General features: G+C 63.2%; 12 protein-coding genes. 6 read left to right on the forward strand and 6 right to left on the reverse strand.

Annotated features, from left to right (window positions below):
• The first annotated feature begins 30 nt into the window (after nt 1–30).
• Complete coding sequence (frc, locus tag XH96_RS26410) at nt 31–1,308, forward strand: formyl-CoA transferase (RefSeq protein ID WP_194388342.1); 1,278 nt, start codon at nt 31–33, stop codon at nt 1,306–1,308.
• A 236-nt stretch (nt 1,309–1,544) separates the two neighbouring features.
• Here frc and XH96_RS26415 read toward each other — a convergent pair whose 3' ends face one another.
• Nucleotides 1,545–2,513, reverse strand: coding sequence for an alpha/beta fold hydrolase (locus XH96_RS26415; protein WP_194388343.1), 969 nt, complete (start codon nt 2,511–2,513; stop codon nt 1,545–1,547).
• 352 nt (nt 2,514–2,865) lie between these two features.
• Here XH96_RS26415 and XH96_RS26420 point away from each other — a divergent pair, with 352 nt between their 5' ends.
• Nucleotides 2,866–3,552, forward strand: a complete 687-nt coding sequence (locus XH96_RS26420; protein WP_194388344.1) for a hypothetical protein — start codon at nt 2,866–2,868, stop codon at nt 3,550–3,552.
• Nucleotides 3,553–3,607: 55 nt separating this feature from the next.
• Here XH96_RS26420 and XH96_RS26425 read toward each other — a convergent pair whose 3' ends face one another.
• The 4 genes from XH96_RS26425 to XH96_RS26440 form a co-directional block, all read right to left on the reverse strand.
• Entirely contained in the window at nt 3,608–5,905 is a 2,298-nt protein-coding gene (locus XH96_RS26425; protein ID WP_194388345.1) for a multiheme c-type cytochrome, read from the reverse strand.
• Nucleotides 5,906–6,050: 145 nt separating this feature from the next.
• Nucleotides 6,051–6,503, reverse strand: a complete 453-nt coding sequence (locus XH96_RS26430; protein ID WP_246789754.1) for a DUF2721 domain-containing protein — start codon at nt 6,501–6,503, stop codon at nt 6,051–6,053.
• Nucleotides 6,504–6,533: 30 nt separating this feature from the next.
• Nucleotides 6,534–6,812 carry a hypothetical protein gene (locus tag XH96_RS26435; RefSeq protein WP_194388346.1) on the reverse strand — a complete coding sequence of 93 codons (279 nt, stop codon included), beginning with the start codon at nt 6,810–6,812 and terminating at the stop codon, nt 6,534–6,536.
• Nucleotides 6,813–6,850: 38 nt separating this feature from the next.
• Nucleotides 6,851–9,544, reverse strand: coding sequence for an arylsulfatase (locus XH96_RS26440; protein WP_194388347.1), 2,694 nt, complete (start codon nt 9,542–9,544; stop codon nt 6,851–6,853).
• A 424-nt stretch (nt 9,545–9,968) separates the two neighbouring features.
• Here XH96_RS26440 and XH96_RS26445 point away from each other — a divergent pair, with 424 nt between their 5' ends.
• The 4 genes from XH96_RS26445 (at nt 9,969) to XH96_RS26460 (ending at nt 13,758) form a co-directional block, all read left to right on the forward strand.
• Nucleotides 9,969–10,916, forward strand: a complete 948-nt coding sequence (locus XH96_RS26445; RefSeq protein WP_246789755.1) for a transporter — start codon at nt 9,969–9,971, stop codon at nt 10,914–10,916.
• Nucleotides 10,917–11,200: 284 nt separating this feature from the next.
• Nucleotides 11,201–11,644: an SRPBCC family protein gene (locus tag XH96_RS26450; RefSeq protein WP_194388348.1), complete on the forward strand. Its 444-nt coding sequence runs from the start codon at nt 11,201–11,203 to the stop codon at nt 11,642–11,644.
• Nucleotides 11,645–11,879: 235 nt separating this feature from the next.
• Nucleotides 11,880–13,166: a serine hydrolase gene (locus tag XH96_RS26455; RefSeq protein ID WP_194388349.1), complete on the forward strand. Its 1,287-nt coding sequence runs from the start codon at nt 11,880–11,882 to the stop codon at nt 13,164–13,166.
• Between the two features lie 166 nt (nt 13,167–13,332).
• The gene (locus XH96_RS26460; protein ID WP_246789756.1) at nt 13,333–13,758 is read left to right on the forward strand and encodes a cytochrome c; all 426 of its coding nucleotides are present in this window, start codon (nt 13,333–13,335) and stop codon (nt 13,756–13,758) included.
• Between the two features lie 27 nt (nt 13,759–13,785).
• On the opposite strand, the gene XH96_RS26465 is transcribed toward XH96_RS26460, so the two are convergent.
• The gene (locus XH96_RS26465; protein WP_194388351.1) at nt 13,786–15,099 is read right to left on the reverse strand and encodes an Hsp70 family protein; all 1,314 of its coding nucleotides are present in this window, start codon (nt 15,097–15,099) and stop codon (nt 13,786–13,788) included.
• Nucleotides 15,100–15,133: the final 34 nt, after the last annotated feature.

Consider the following 15,133-nt stretch of genomic DNA (forward strand, 5'->3'; position numbering starts at 1 on the left):
AGGGGCAGACAAAGAGTACGGAGCAACACGATGACCAAAGCGCTCGAGGGCGTTCGCATTCTCGACTTCACCCACGTCCAGTCCGGACCGACCTGCACGCAGCTGCTGGCCTGGTTCGGGGCCGACGTGATCAAGGTGGAGCGTCCGGGCGTGGGTGACATCACCCGCGGCCAGCTGCAGGACATCCCGAACGTGGACAGCCTGTATTTCACCATGCTCAACCACAACAAGCGCTCGATCACGCTCGACACCAAGAACCCCAAGGGCAAGGAAGTCCTCACCGAGCTGATCAAGCAGTGCGACGTGCTGGTCGAGAATTTCGGCCCCGGCGTGCTCGACCGCATGGGCTTCCCCTGGGAGAAGATTCAAGCGATCAACCCGAAGATGATCGTCGCCTCGATCAAGGGCTTCGGCCCCGGACCGTACGAAGACTGCAAGGTCTATGAGAACGTCGCGCAGTGCACCGGCGGCGCCGCCTCCACCACCGGCTTCCGCGACGGCTTGCCGCTCGTCACCGGCGCGCAGATCGGCGATTCCGGCACCGGCCTGCATCTGGCGCTCGGCATCGTTACCGCGCTCTATCAGCGCACCCACACCGGCAAGGGCCAGCGCGTCACCGCCGCGATGCAGGACGGCGTGCTCAACCTCTGCCGCGTCAAGCTGCGCGACCAGCAGCGCCTCGCCCATGGACCGCTCAAGGAATACAGCCAGTTCGGCGAAGGCGTGCCGTTCGGCGACGCCGTGCCGCGCGCCGGCAACGATTCCGGCGGCGGCCAGCCCGGCCGCATCCTGAAGTGCAAGGGCTGGGAGACCGATCCCAACGCCTACATCTATTTCATCACCCAGGCTCCGGTCTGGGAGAAGATCTGCGACGTGATCGGCGAGCCGAGCTGGAAGACCGACCCGAACTACGCCAAGCCGGCGGCCCGCCTGCCGCGCCTCAACGAGATCTTCGCCCGCATCGAGCAATGGACGATGACGAAGACAAAATTCGAGGCGATGGAGATCCTCAACAAGGACGACATCCCCTGCGGCCCGATCCTGTCGATGAAGGAGATCGCCGAGGACCAGTCGTTGCGCGCCACCGGCACCGTGGTCGAAGTCGACCACCCCACCCGCGGCAAGTACGTCTCGGTCGGCAACCCGATCAAGCTGTCGGATAGCCCGAGCGACGTGCAGCGCTCCCCGCTGCTCGGCGAGCACACCGACGAGATCCTGCGCTCGGTGCTCGGCTTCAGCGACCACCAGGTCGCCGAGATCCACAAGTCCGGCGCACTCGACCCGCCGCAGAAGCAGGCCGCGGAGTAAGCCAAACCGCCTCGAGTACAACGAAAGGGCCGCCCGAAGGGGCGGCCCTTTTGCTTGCGAACGCCCTACGGTCGCCGGCGCCAACTAAGAACTGAAAAACAACCCCATGCACAGTAGCTAACCCTTTGGGCACGAAGTTACTTCTTATTTTTCGAAACGATCTTTGACCCGTCGGGCAAAACAGGGGTATTATATCATCATCCGGAGCAGCAAACGTCCTGCCAGTTGCGCGAGGCTCAACGCCCTCCGATCTGCTCGCGAAAGAACTCCACCACTGCTGCGTCGAACTCGCGGTGAAAGGCCGTTCTGTCAAAGCCTTGGGGATCGGTGCATACCTGCGGCCTATACGCTGCGAGCGCCGGCGTGCACGGCGGCAGAAACGCATAATGACCGGCCGGCACGACGTGAATGTCTGGCTTGCCAGGCAGACTGCGGGTCACGTATGCGACGCCCGCCGCGTTGACGCCCCCGCCCCCCAGTTCGGATCGCCAGACCTGAAGGGGGATTCCGATGCCGGCCAGATTTTCGGGCGTGAATGAAAAGCTCACAGCGGGATCAACGATCGCTGCGGCCTTGATCCTTGCATCGTGCGGCGGATCGGCAGGAAACTGACCAGCGTGCAACTCCTCGCAGACGGTGGACTTGTTCTCTTCCTTACAATTGGGAGCAAATCTTCGAAAATCGGGCCGACCGCCGGCCAGAACCAGTCCGGTAAAGCCTCCCAATGAGAAGCCGAAGAAGCCAACCTTGGCAGGATCGATCGCGTCCCTGTCTTTCCACTCCTGCAGCATGAAATCGAGCAGGCGGACCATATGCACCGGACGCGACGCCCAGACGGACATCCCGCGCGCCGACATGTCGTTGGTGTTGTTGCCAGGATGATTGATTGCAGCAACGACGAAGCCGGCGTTCGCCAGCGCTTCGATGATGTCGAGATGAAGCGCGAAGTAGCCGCTGTTTCCGTGGGAGATGATGACCAGCGGCAGCTTTGCGCCCGCAACGGGACAGTCCTTCGCTCCCTCCAGCCGATCAACCGTGGGCACCGAAAGACGGCCAAGCGCCACATGCGTCGGCTCCGCCGCGCACGGATACCAGATCGCGCCCGACAGCGCCGGATCGGCGTCAAGCAACTGAATGCCCGCAGCCTCGGCCGGCGAGCCAAGGCAGCAGAGCGTGATGGCAAAAGCCCAGAGCGTGTTGCGCAACGAAAGCTCCCGCTGATTTCCCGCAGGAGTTGAACGAGAAAACGGTAGCGGAATTGTGGCTTCGTCTTGCCGAGCGGGGACACCTTGCCGCCGCTGCCGATGTTGAGGCAGAGTGGCCGCAAGAAGTCAGGGCTATCGCATATGACTGGTGGCGGCCTGCGCGAACGCCTCGTCCTTCGAGACGGCGCTCATGCGCCTCCTCAGGATGAGGCTCATCGGCGTCAGTGCGCGTTGAAACTGCTGCCGCGCACTCCGTCCTCGTCCTGAGGAGCCCGCCTCAAGCGGGCGTCTCGAAGGATGGCCGCGGGGAAAGCTCTCAAATGCGATAGCCCTGCGCAAAAGGGAGGTCAGCATGGCACTGCTCGGCAAGGCCGCCGTCGCGATGTGGTGGAGCGTTCGCGCCGAGCAGCGCGACGAGTTCGGCGATTGGCACTCGCATGAGCATTTTCCGGAGCGGATGAGCATTCCCGGCTTCCGGCGGGGATCGCGCTGGAGCAGCACGACGGATGCCGAAGGCTTCTTCGTGCTCTACGAGCTCGAGCAATATGAGGTGCTCACGTCGAAGGGATATCTCGACCGGCTCAACGCGCCGACGCCATGGTCGACGAAGATGATGCCGCATCATCTCGGCATGGTGCGCAGCCAGTGCCGGATCGTGGCGAGCTTTGGCGGCGGCGTCGCGACCTCGCTGGCCACCATCAGGCTGTCGCCGCAAGCGGGACGCGCTGCAGAGCTGCAGGCGTACCTGCTCGATGCGCTCGGCGCCCTTGCATCGAAACCGGGACTGACGGGCGCTCACCTCCTCCTGACCGAAACACCAAAGACGAGTTCGCCCACCACGGAACAGAAGATCCGGGGAAAGGACGGCGCCGCCGACTGGATCGTGCTGTTGTCGGGTTACGACGCCGATGCCGTCGAGCGTGCCGTGATCGCGCAGTTGGGGTCATCGGTGCTTCATGCGGCAGGCGCTCAGAATCACCCGACGGTTGGCCGCTACCGGCTGGCGTTCACGATGACGCCACAGGACGTGGCGATTTGAGGCAGGGCCGGCCTGGCGAAAGCCGCTGGCACGGGCGGCTCGCATCCTGGCTCAGCTATCGCTTGAGGTCCCTGATGAGGTTCGTCAATCGTGGATCGTCAGGCCGGAGGAGCGCCAGTCGCTCGGCGTAACCAAGCGCGGCAGCGATGTCTCCCTTCTCCCTGCTGAAGTTCAGAGCGGCTGAAAGCAGCTCGGGATTGTTGGGATGTCCGCGCAGACTCTGGTCCAGCACAGAAAGCGCATCGTCGCGCCGACCCATTCCGTTCAGCCCTACAGCATAGACGTAGGCGTACCGTATTTGGCCGGGGTCAAGCGAGGCAGCCCGACGCAGCTCGTCGAGCGCCTCCTCGCTGCGCTTCATGCGCACGAGTGTCAGACCAAGCGCGTGGTGGAGGGATGCGTCCTGCACCGACGCGGAGAGCGCTTCACGCAGGACTTTCTCCCCGTCGCTGTCGCGTCCGAGCTGCCGGTACAGGTCGGACAGGTTGATGGCGGCCGCCGCGAACCAGGGATCGAGCCTGAGGGCGGCGCGGTATTCCGCCTCCGCCGCGCCGGCATTGGCCTGGCGCACGAAGAAGTTGCCAAGCGCCGTGCGCGCTTCCGGCCGATCAGCGTTCAGCTTCTGCACAGCGACGAATTCGGCAGCCGCCCGCGCGAACCTGTCGCGATCGACCGCTGGCTGGCGCGCTGGAGGCACCACGGCCAGAAGTTCGGCGGCGCGAATGCGCACACCACGCACGGCATCGCCCAGCCGCGGCGAGGCGAGCGGCCAGAGCTGATCGGGGAGCACACCGTCAAGCCGATCGAGCGCGCCGAGCCTCACGAGCGGATCGGGATCGGAAAGCCCGCGCCGGACCAGATCGAGAATTGGTTCGGGAAGCTCCGCCAGCGCGCTGGCCCGGACGATACCGGGAGCGTCGGCCGATTCGGCGACCGCGGCAAGTTGCGCTTGCGCGTCGGCAGCTTCGCTCCAGGCCGCATGAAACGCACGCGCATAGGTCTGATGGCCGCGCCGCTCCGGCCCGAACCAGCCCTCGATCTGTTGCGCCGCCCAGGCTGCCGGCTTGTCGGGATGGCAGTCGTTGCACGCATTCGGTGCGCCCGTCTGCACCGAGAGGTCTGGGCGCGGAACGCGGAAGCCGTGGTCGTGGCGGCGATCGACGACCATGTAGCGTCGCTCGGGCATGTGGCAGGACGGGCAACCGAGCGGCGGCGAGACATGGGCGTGGTGCCGGTGCGCCGCGGATTCATATTTGGCGGGCGCATGACACTGCGAACAAACGCCGTCTCCGGGCGCCTTCAACGTTGCGCTGTGCGGGTCGTGGCAGTCGCTGCAGGTCACGCCCTTGGCGAACATCCTGCTCTGTTTGAACGCCGCGTAATTGTAGGTCTCCTCGTCGTCGCGCATCTGGCCGTCGGCATGAAAGCGGTGGCGGTCGAGCAGCGATACGCGGTGTGTGTCGGAGAGCGGCCGGCCCGGTATCCAGTCGTCCGAAAGCTGCCCGCGGCGCGCGTGGCAGCGCCCGCAGGTTTCGACCTCCTTGCGCAGGGCCGGCGCCGGCGCGCTGCGCGCCGGCGTCAATGTGCCGGCGGAGGCGGACCATGTGATGCCGGTGCGCTCGTCGAAGCGCACCAGCAGGCCGTTATCGGCCTCGCGCGTCGCCGGCTTGCCGTGCGCCCAGGCGACGTGGCGCGAGCCGGCACCGTGGCACGCCTCACAGCCGACGCTGATCTCGGAAAAGGTGGTCGCGAACCTGTCCCGGTCGGCATTGTAGCCCTTGCGCACATCAGTCGAATGGCATTCCGCACACATGAAATTCCAGTTCTGGTTCAGCTTCGTCCAATGCAGGGGATCGCTGCTGGTGATGGCGCTCTCCGGGTAGAGATGAAACCAGCGCTGACCGCCCTGCTCTTTTGGCCGCGTGTCCCAGGCGATGGACAGAGCCTGGACGCGGCCATCTGGGAATTCGATCAGATATTGCTGCAGCGGATCGATGCCGAAGGCGTATTTCACCTCGAAGGTCGCGAGCTTGCCGTCGGGCCCATCGGTCTCGACCAGGAACTTGCCCTCCTTGCGGAAGAAGCGCGAGCGGGTGCCGGCATAGTCGAACGTCGCGTCGTTGAAATCGCCGCGCACAGACTGCGCCGTCGCGTGATCCATGGCGCGGCGGTGCTGCGAGGTCCGCCAGAGTCTTGCCTCTGTTTCGTGACAGCCGGCGCAGGACTCGCTGCCGACGAAAGCCATTTCGGCAGGCGCTGAGGTCTGGACGGGAGCCTTCAATGGTTCGAACCACAGCAGTCCGACAGCGATCGCGGCAGCAACTGCGCTCGCACCGACGATCCAGTGCCTCATGGTCTTGTGAGGGACTGACCGCGGCTGCGGCGCCGATTTCACTGGTTCGGGCGCTGGCGCCTTGCGGAGCTGGTGATCCCTGCGGTTCTTTCGCGAGCCACGTGCCACGTCTGCTTACTGCTCCAGCCGTTCACCGCCAATCGGCCTATACGTGAAGGTCATTGTCGTGAAGCGCAATCCTGGTTTCGCGCGCCAGATCGACGAGGGCGGCGCTGAACATCAGCATGGCCGCCATGAACAGGATCGCCACGCCGTATTCGTGTGCGATCTGCAGGAGCGCGCTGACGAATGCAACGAAGATGATGAGCGCCGTGAGGATTGCTGCGACGACGGAGCAGAACAGCGACCGGTTCAGAAGCCGCGCCCTTTCCCGAAGCCGCGGCAGATCGGCTTTCAGGAAGACCCTTGCAGAATCGCCTGCGGGAATGCCGTTGATGAACTGCGAGCGGTCGATCACTCGGTTAACCCGTGAAATCACGACCGAGATGAACGCAGCGACCGCCCCTAGCAGGAATGCCGGAGCTGCGACATTGGCGATGATGCGGCCAAGCTCGTCGATCGAAGGTGTGATCGGGATCAGATCGGTTACGCTTTGCATGTCACCGCCGTTCGATGCTGGCGCGCTTCGTCACGGCAGTGGTTCGACCTTGGCGGCCATGTCGGGCGCACGGCTCACCCGATAGCTCGCATTGCTGCATCGGAGCACCCAGACCGCATGATCGGCCCTCGAGCGCGCGGTGTCCTTCGTCGCGCCGAGCGCCTTGTCACACGTAAACCCCTGCGAACGGATCTGTGCGGCGAGCATGTCCTGCACCGTCTCCGCCGCGCCCTGCGCGGCAGCGCGGCCGACAGTCAGAGCGCCGATCAGTGCAAGCGCTGAAAGGAAGATCCAACGGCCGTTTGTCATGAGCTTCTCCGATTGCACATCGCGTGCATCTGGCCGAACTATCGGCGAACACATTCCTGAACGAACTTGACCCGGTCCACCATACCAAGTCCCTTTGCCTCGGCGTCCTTGCGGCAACCCTCGCGCTTGTCGATCCGCAACTGGATCTTCTCGACCAGATTGAGGCCGATATTGCTGGAGACCTGGGGTTCCGCCGAGGCCATTCTTCCGGCGTCCGCAGACGGGCCGTCGCCCGCCGCACGCGCGGCTTCCTCCATCCGCTTGAGATCATCCGGACTCAGCTTGGGCCGGTCGATGTCCAGGGTGATCCTGTTGATCTTCCCGGTGAAAGCAAATGGGACCTGATAGTCGTTGTCGTCGACCGGTGTGCCGGTATCCGAACCAATGTCCAGCGCCTCGTCCCATTGCAGGATGAAGGGAAGCGTATGCTCCATCTTCTCGGTAGCCACCGATTTGCCGTCGACCTTCAACGTGCCGGTGCCGCCCTTTCCGATGCCGCTGTAGTCGCCGAACAGCATGGTCGCTGCGCCGAGACCGTCATACGTGAAGGCAAACTCGATCACGTGCTTGCCGGGCGTAAGCTCCGTCCCCTCCCAGCGCACGCGCTTGAGGTCAACGAGGTTCCAGGTGAAGACGGGCTTGTTCTTGAGGACATAGAACCCATACCCGCCGAAACGACCGCCCTGGGTGATCAGCATGCCCTCGGCACCCCCCTGAGGAATGTCGACGTCCGCCTTTAAGACGTAGGACGCATTGAGCAGGCTCGGCGCGTCGCCGTTTGGTGTGCCGGTGAACGGCCGCGTCCAGACGAAGCTTGTCCGGCCGGCGCCGAGGCTCGGGCGCGGCGTGATAACGCGAGTTACCACGGACGAGTCCAGTGGCAGCACCTGATACTTTTCCGCCTCCTTCCAGAACAATGCCTGCAGCTCCTTCAGCTTGTCAGGGTATTTGGCGGCGACGTCCTCGGCCTGCGTCCAGTCGTTGTTCAGGTCGTAAAGCTCCCAGGGGTAATCGGCCGGGCTTGGCAGCTTGACACCTCCAGTCACCCACGGAGGCCGCAACACCTTGGTCGAGGCGATCCAGCCGTCATTGTAGATCGCGCGATCCGCAAACATCTCGAAATACTGCATCTTGTGGGTCGACGGCGCGTTCGCGTTGTTGGCGTCGAACGTGTACATCATGCTGACACCTTCCATCGGGCTCTGCTTGATACCGTCGACGATGTCCGGTTGCTTGATCTTCGCGGCCTCGAGAATGGTCGGCACAACGTCGATGACGTGGTGGAACTGGCTGCGGATGCCGCCCTTGTCCTTGATCACCGCCGGCCAGGAGATCGCCATACCCTGGCGCGTGCCGCCAAAATGGGAAACGATCTGCTTGGTCCAGGAGAACGGCGTGTCGAAGGCCCAAGCCCAGCCGATCGACATGTGGTTGTAGGTACGGTCGGTACCCCAGACGTCGTAGAAGTACTTGAGCTGATCCTCGACCGACGGATTGATCTGGTTGAACATCGCCACTTCGTTGGGCGTGCCGTTCGGCTGCCCTTCGGCGCTGGTGCCGTTGTCGCCCTCGATATAGATGATCAACGTATTATCGAGCTTGCCGAGGTCAGCGACCGACTGGATCACGCGACCGATCTCATCGTCGGCATAGGCGGCAAACGCGGCAAACACCTCGGCCTGTCGGATGAAGAGCTTCTTCTCGTCTGCCGAAAGCTGGTCCCATTCCTTGATCAGGTCCTTCGGCCAGGGCGTCAGCTTCGCGTTCTGCGGGATGACGCCGAGCCGCTTCTGGTTCTCGAAGATGGTCTCGCGCAGCTTGTTCCAGCCTTGGTCGAACAGGTGCATGTCGCTGATCTTCTTCACCCACTCCTTGGTCGGATGATGCGGCGCATGCGTGGCGCCGGGCGCGAATTTGATGAAGAACGGCGTGTCGGGCGACAGCGCGTTCATGCGGTTCAAATAGTCGATGGCGTCGTCCGCCATCGCCGTCACCAGATTCCATCCGGGATTTCCCTGGTACGGGTAGATTGCCGTGGTGTTGCGAACGAGATTGCCGGGCTCCCACTGATTGGTGTCGCCCCCCATGAAACCGTAGAAATATTGAAAGCCCATGCCGGTCGGCCACTGGTCGAACGGGCCGGCCTGGCTCGCTTGATACTCCGGCGTGTTGTGGTTCTTGCCGAACCAGGCGGTGTGATAGCCGTTGTCGGTCAGGATGCGGCCGATCGTGGCCTTGTCCTTGGTGATGATACTGTCGTAGCCCGGGTAGCCGGTGGCCTGCTCGGCGATCACGCCATAGCCGACCGAGTGATGATTGCGTCCGGTGATCAGCGCCGCGCGCGTCGGCGAGCACAGCGCCGTCGAATGGAAATTGGTGTAGCGCAATCCGCTCTGCGCGATGCGGTCGAGCGCCGGCGTCGGAACGACGCCGCCGAATGTGCTCGGCACGCCGTAGCCGGCATCGTCGGTGATGATCAGCAGCACGTTCGGTGCGCCCTTGGGCGGGACCACGCGCGAGGGCCAGAAAGGTGTCGAATTGCGCGCATCGCGCTCGATCTTGCCGCCGAACTGCTGCGGCGGGGGTGGCAGTTGATTGCCCGGAATGGTGATGGTCGCGGCGGGCGAGCCGGGAGGCGGTGCGGCTTGTTGCGATTGCTGTGCGAATGCTGGCGCCGAAAATGCAAGGGTCAGTGAAAAGGCGACGAGATGAAAGGATCGGGCAGTGCTCATTGCAATTCCTCCCCTCAAACGAGCCGCCATCATTTTCCGACAACCAGAAAAAAGACTTGATATGGATCAACAGATCAAGATGACGGATCGGAAGCGGAGATGCAGAGAGACAGGGGAGCGGTGTCTGTACGTAAACTCCCGGGACCTCATCTCCATGCGTCGGTATCATGGCGCGGTAGTGTTGTTCTCCTGCTACACCTGACTGCCAAAAATTCCCGGCGCATCGGCAACTCTGGCAAGCCCGGCCGGCTGCGTCATATGATCGGCAGCATATCAGGCGCTCCCACTGAGCGAAGCTCGTGGTTTGGGAGGGGTCACCATGCGATTGACGAAAGCGTTTGCCGCTCTTGCATTTGCAGCCTTTGCATCGATACCGACAACAGCCTTGGCCGATGAAAGCGGCATCAGCTTCTGGATTCCCGGCATGTTCGGCAGCCTTGCTGCCACACCTCAGCAACCGGGCTGGACGACGGCTGCGATCTACTATCATACTTCGGTGTCCGCCGGCGGCGACGTGGCGCGTGCACGCGAAATCCAGATCGGCCGCATCCCCGCAAACCTGACGGCCACGTTGAATGCGAACCTCAACGCGAGTGTGGATCTGGGCCTGCTGAACGCGACCTACGTCTTTGCAACACCGGTGCTGGGCGGACAGGCGTCGGCCACCCTGATGGGAATCTACGGTGCAAACACCACGACGCTCAACGGATTGGTGACGGGTACGCTCGCAACGCCGCTGGGCTCCATTCCCTTCTCGCGCTCCGATTCCATCAGCGATTCCGTAACCGGCTTTGGCGACCTGATCCCGCAATTCGCGCTGCGCTGGAATGCCGGTGTCCACAACTACATGACCTACGTCACCGGGGACATCCCGGTCGGAGCCTACCAGTCGACCCGGCTCGCCAACATCGGGCTCGGGCATGGCGCGATCGACGCGGGCGGCGGCTACACCTATTTCAATCCGCAGACCGGACATGAACTGTCCGGCGTGCTTGGCTTCACCTACAATTTCAAGAACACAGATACGCAGTACCAAAGCGGTGTCGACATGCACTTCGACTGGGGCGCCTCCCAGTTCCTGAGCAAGCAGGTGCAGGTGGGGCTCGTCGGGTATTTCTACCAGCAACTCGGGTGCGACGGCGGATCCGGCGATCGCGTCGGCTGTTTCCGCTCGAGGGTGGGCGGGGTCGGCCCGCAGATCGGATTCATCTTCCCGCTCGGCGACAAGCAGGGCTACCTCAACTTGAAGGGCTACAAGGAATTTGCCGCCGAACACCGGCCCGAGGGCTGGAATGCATGGGTGACGCTCGCGATTTCGCCGGCGGCACCGCCGCCTGCAGTGACGCCGACGAAGCACGTCATCACAAAATGACGGGCGTTCACGATGGTGCCTGGCGGCTGTCTGGAGCGGAATGAGATCGGAATGGATCGCATTGCGCTTCAGGTCGTTGCCTGAGCATGATCTTTTCGGAAAGTCGCCACGCAACTTTCCGGATCGTGCTCGGGCGCGACCGCAGCAGGTGTCGGTGCCCCCAAACAAAAAGGCGAAAAAATTCGAGAGTGCCTGTCGGGTCGGCAGCTTCCCGGTCGTCCTCGTGACATGAATGGGCCATAGACGCCAACATCGGCCCATCAACGCAAGAGGATGAACGAAACATGCCCAATACCGTCCGCCTGCACCGCGTCCTGGCCACCAAGCCGGAGAAAGTCTATCGCGCCTTCCTGGAGGCCGATGCGATGGCGAAATGGCTTCCGCCGAACGGCTTCACCTGCACCGTGCATCATTTCGAGCCCAAGGTCGGGGGCACGTTCAAGATGTCGTTCCGGAATTTCACCACGGGCAACAGCCATTCCTTTGGCGGAGAATATGTCGAGCTCGTGCCCGGCGAACGCATCCGCTATACCGACAAGTTCGACGATCCCAATCTGCCCGGCCTGATCGAGGTGACCGTGATCCTGAAGAAGGTTTCGGTCGGAACCGAAATCGACATCACGCAGTCGGGCATCCCGGATATCATCCCGCCGGAGGCCTGCTATCTCGGCTGGCAGGAATCGCTGCGGAATCTGGCCAGGCTCGTCGAGCCCGAGATCAATCAATAGGCTGGACGCAGTGGCGGGCCCTCAGGATGCAGATCGAGTGTGCGGCTGCCGCTTCAGCAGCAGCGGTGCCGCTTAGCCTTATCCTAAGGAGACCGCCACCGGGTCCGTGCGAAACGGTATCCGACGGCGGCGCGGCAGGCGCCCTCCCGCCTGCGTGCTGGCGCTCCCTGCAGTCCGATGCCCCTTGTGCCGGTTGAGCGGAAGGCTAAACTCGGGCGGAATCGGGAGGGGGTTGATGAAACCATTCCAGGCGTTGCGGATGATTGCCTGTGGCGCGCTGCTCGTTGCGGCCGCAGCAGCTTCGGCCCGGGCCGAAGGGACTTTTGAAATTCCCGCGGGAGCACATTTCAACAAGGACAAGCTGGCGAAACTCGACGAGTTCTTCCGCAACGAAGTGGCGACGGGGAAAATTCCCGGAGCAATCCTGCTCATCCAACAGCACGGCAAGCCGGTCTATCACCAATCCTTCGGCGTGCAGGACGTGGAGTCGAAGGCTCCGATCACCGACCATACCATCTTCCGCCTATTCTCGATGACCAAGGCCATCACCAGCGTGGTTGCGGTGCAGATGATCGACGAGGGCAAGTTCTCCCTCGACGACCCGATCGCAAAATACATTCCGTCGTTTGCAAATGTGAAGGTCGGCGTCGAGAAGGCAGCCAGCGACGGGACCAAGACGCTCGAACTGGTGCCGCCGAACCGGCCGCCGACAGTGCTCGACCTGATGCGCCAGACCTCCGGCATCACCTACGGCTTCTACGGCGACAGCCTGGTCCGCAAGGCCTACAAGGCTGCCGATATCTATGCCGGTGATTTCGACCTCGCCGAGTTCGCCGAGCGGATCGCAAAACTGCCGCTGCACAATCAACCCGGCGCGCTCTGGCAGTATGGCCATTCCACCGACATCCTGGCGCGGATCATGGAAATCGCGTCCGGGAAGTCCCTGATCGAGGTCGAGAGGGAAAAGCTGCTCGATCCGCTCGGCATGAAGGACACCGGCTTCTTCGTCGGCGACCCCGAAAAGCAGAAGCTGCTCGCCAAGCCGATGCCGAACGACAGCGATTTCCGGGTGGGACGCGAAAACGACCCGACCAAGCCGAAGAAGATAATGTACGCCAGCGGCGGCATGGTCTCGACGATGGCGGACTACGCCCGCTTCGCTCAGATGCTGCTCAATGGCGGCACGTACGAGGGCAAGACCATTGTCAGCCCCAAGGCGTTCAAGCTGCTGACGACGGATCAGGTCGGGCCCGGGTCGGGCGTCGAGCGGGACTTCTTCTACTTTCCGGGCGATGGCTTCGGCTTCGGGCTCGGCCTCGCCGTACGCACCGATCCGGGCAACGCCAAACCGCCGCCGCCGGGCAATCTGGGCGAACTGAAATGGGACGGGGCCAGCGGCTGCTATTTCGTGATCGACCCCAAGCAGGACATGTTCTTCGTCTTGCTCGAGCAGACTCCTTCGGAGCGCCAGCGCATCCAAAGGACCGTCAAGCAGCTGATTTATGAGGCCATGGAGAACTGACGACGTCACGTCGGCGAGCGAGCGACTGCGCAAAGTCATGTGCGCGCTTCGGTTCTGGCTGCGCGGTCTTGATGTGCGTCAAACTGTCTAAAGGGCAAAACGGCTAGGAGCAGGAGTCTTCCCTGCCGGCCTCGGAGGCGAGATGATGAGATCTGCTATCGAATGGTTGATCATTGCCGGTCTTGCCGCAGGTTTCGCCGCTGCCGCCAAGGCCGAAGAAGTCGACATCGGCAAGGCCGAGTTTCTGTCGTCATGCGCGAGTTGTCATGGCGCCGACGCAAAGGGCAAAGGACCGGTCAGCGGCCAGCTCAAGACATCGCCTTCCGACCTGACCATGCTGGCGAAGAACAACAACGGGGTGTTTCCCACCAACGCCGTTTACGAAACCATCTATGGGTCGAAATCGGTCCCGGCTCACGGCACGCGCGAAATGCCGGTCTGGGGCGAACGGTTCAACCCCATCGTCAGCCTGCCTCACGCTGTCGATCCCACTTATTGGCAAAAGGCCGGGCCGCAGCAAAGCCCGGAGGTCGTCGTGCGGACTCGCATTCTCGCCGTGATCGATTACCTGAACCGAATTCAGCAGAAATAGCGATCGGATAGCGCTGCTCGCCGCCTGCTACGCGACCTGACTTGCCGCCCAGCGATCCGGGTCGGGACTATGTCCGATCAGCGCCAGCCCGTAGGCGATCGACTCGAACTGGTCGCCTGACATCAGCCGTTCGTTGCCGAACCGCTCGGCGAAAAGTTTCCGGACGGCCGGCACAAAGGACGTGCCGCCGGTCAAGAACACCTTCTCGATCTCGCGCGCGGTGACGCCGGCCTCGCCCAGCACCTTGTCGACGGTCGCCCCCAAACGCGCGATATCGTCGGCAATCCAGGCTTCGAAGTTCTTCCGTGTGATGGCCGCGCCGATATCGACGCCGCCGCCCTTGAAGCGGAAGTCCACCTCGTCCTGCGCCGACAGCGCGACCTTGGCATCGGACACGGCGCGGTAGAGCGAAAAGCCGAGGTCGAGGTCGACGATGGTGATGAAATCCTCGAGCAGATCAGGCTTCAACGCAGTGCGCGCAAGCTCGCGAAGCTCGCGCAGATCGCCGTTGCTCTTCATCATCGCGAGCTGATGCCAGCGCGCGAGGTTGGTGTAGTGGCCGCTCGGAACCGGCAGCACCTTGTCGAACGAGCGAAAGCTGGAGCCTTTGCCGAGCCGCGGCGAGACGACGTGGTCGACGATGCGATAGTCGAAGGTGTCGCCGGCAATGCCGATGCCGGCATGGCCGAGCGGCTCGGCGCGAAGGCTACCGGCCGCACGCGAGAAACGCATCACGGAGAAATCGCTGGTGCCGCCGCCGAAATCGGCAACCAGCACGGTGGCATCCCGCTCCAGCCGGCGCGCGAAGGAGAACGCCGCACCCACGGGCTCGTAGACGTAGCGCGCGTGACCGGCGCCAAGCCGTTCGAACGCGGCCCGGTAGCGCTGCATCGCCAGCGCCTCGTCGGGATTGCCGCCGGCGAAGCGCACGGGGCGACCGACCGTGATGTTGGCCGCCTCGAAGCCGAACTTCCCGCCGCCATGGCGCGCCAGCGTCCGCAGGAACGCCGCCAGAATATCCTCGAACTTGTAGCGCTGCCGGAACACCTGGGTGGTGTTGAAGCTGCTGCTCGCCGCAAACGTCTTGAACGATTGAAGGAAGCGGTAGACGTGGCGGCCTTCGAGGAACTGCTCGATCGCCCACGGGCCGCCCTCGGCCTGGGCGCCGGCGCCGGGCCGGTCCTCCCAGAAGCACAGGGCCGACACGTAGACGCTGTGGCGCTGTCCGCCGTGGTCGAAGCGGATGGCCTCGACCCGGCGGTCGTCCGCCGCAATCGCGACGACCGTATTGCTGGTCCCAAAATCGATGCCGATCGAGACGGCGGGCGAGGCGCTCGACATGAACCACTCTGACAGATGATTGGAAAGGGGGGCA

The sequence above is a fragment of the Bradyrhizobium sp. CCBAU 51765 genome (genome assembly GCF_015291725.1).
Classification (GTDB): domain Bacteria; phylum Pseudomonadota; class Alphaproteobacteria; order Rhizobiales; family Xanthobacteraceae; genus Bradyrhizobium; species Bradyrhizobium liaoningense.

Bases quoted from the DNA above. Each gene is read 5' to 3' on its own strand.
- frc (WP_194388342.1), top strand. From the start codon at position 31: ATGACCAAAGCGCTCGAGGGCGTTCGCATTCTCGACTTCACCCACGTC.
- XH96_RS26420 (WP_194388344.1), top strand. From the start codon at position 2,866: ATGGCACTGCTCGGCAAGGCCGCCGTCGCGATGTGGTGGAGCGTTCGC.
- XH96_RS26425 (WP_194388345.1), bottom strand. From the start codon at position 5,905: ATGAGGCACTGGATCGTCGGTGCGAGCGCAGTTGCTGCCGCGATCGCT.
- XH96_RS26430 (WP_246789754.1), bottom strand. From the start codon at position 6,503: ATGCAAAGCGTAACCGATCTGATCCCGATCACACCTTCGATCGACGAG.
- XH96_RS26435 (WP_194388346.1), bottom strand. From the start codon at position 6,812: ATGACAAACGGCCGTTGGATCTTCCTTTCAGCGCTTGCACTGATCGGC.
- XH96_RS26440 (WP_194388347.1), bottom strand. From the start codon at position 9,544: ATGAGCACTGCCCGATCCTTTCATCTCGTCGCCTTTTCACTGACCCTT.
- XH96_RS26445 (WP_246789755.1), top strand. From the start codon at position 9,969: ATGTTCGGCAGCCTTGCTGCCACACCTCAGCAACCGGGCTGGACGACG.
- XH96_RS26450 (WP_194388348.1), top strand. From the start codon at position 11,201: ATGCCCAATACCGTCCGCCTGCACCGCGTCCTGGCCACCAAGCCGGAG.
- XH96_RS26455 (WP_194388349.1), top strand. From the start codon at position 11,880: ATGAAACCATTCCAGGCGTTGCGGATGATTGCCTGTGGCGCGCTGCTC.
- XH96_RS26465 (WP_194388351.1), bottom strand. From the start codon at position 15,099: ATGTCGAGCGCCTCGCCCGCCGTCTCGATCGGCATCGATTTTGGGACC.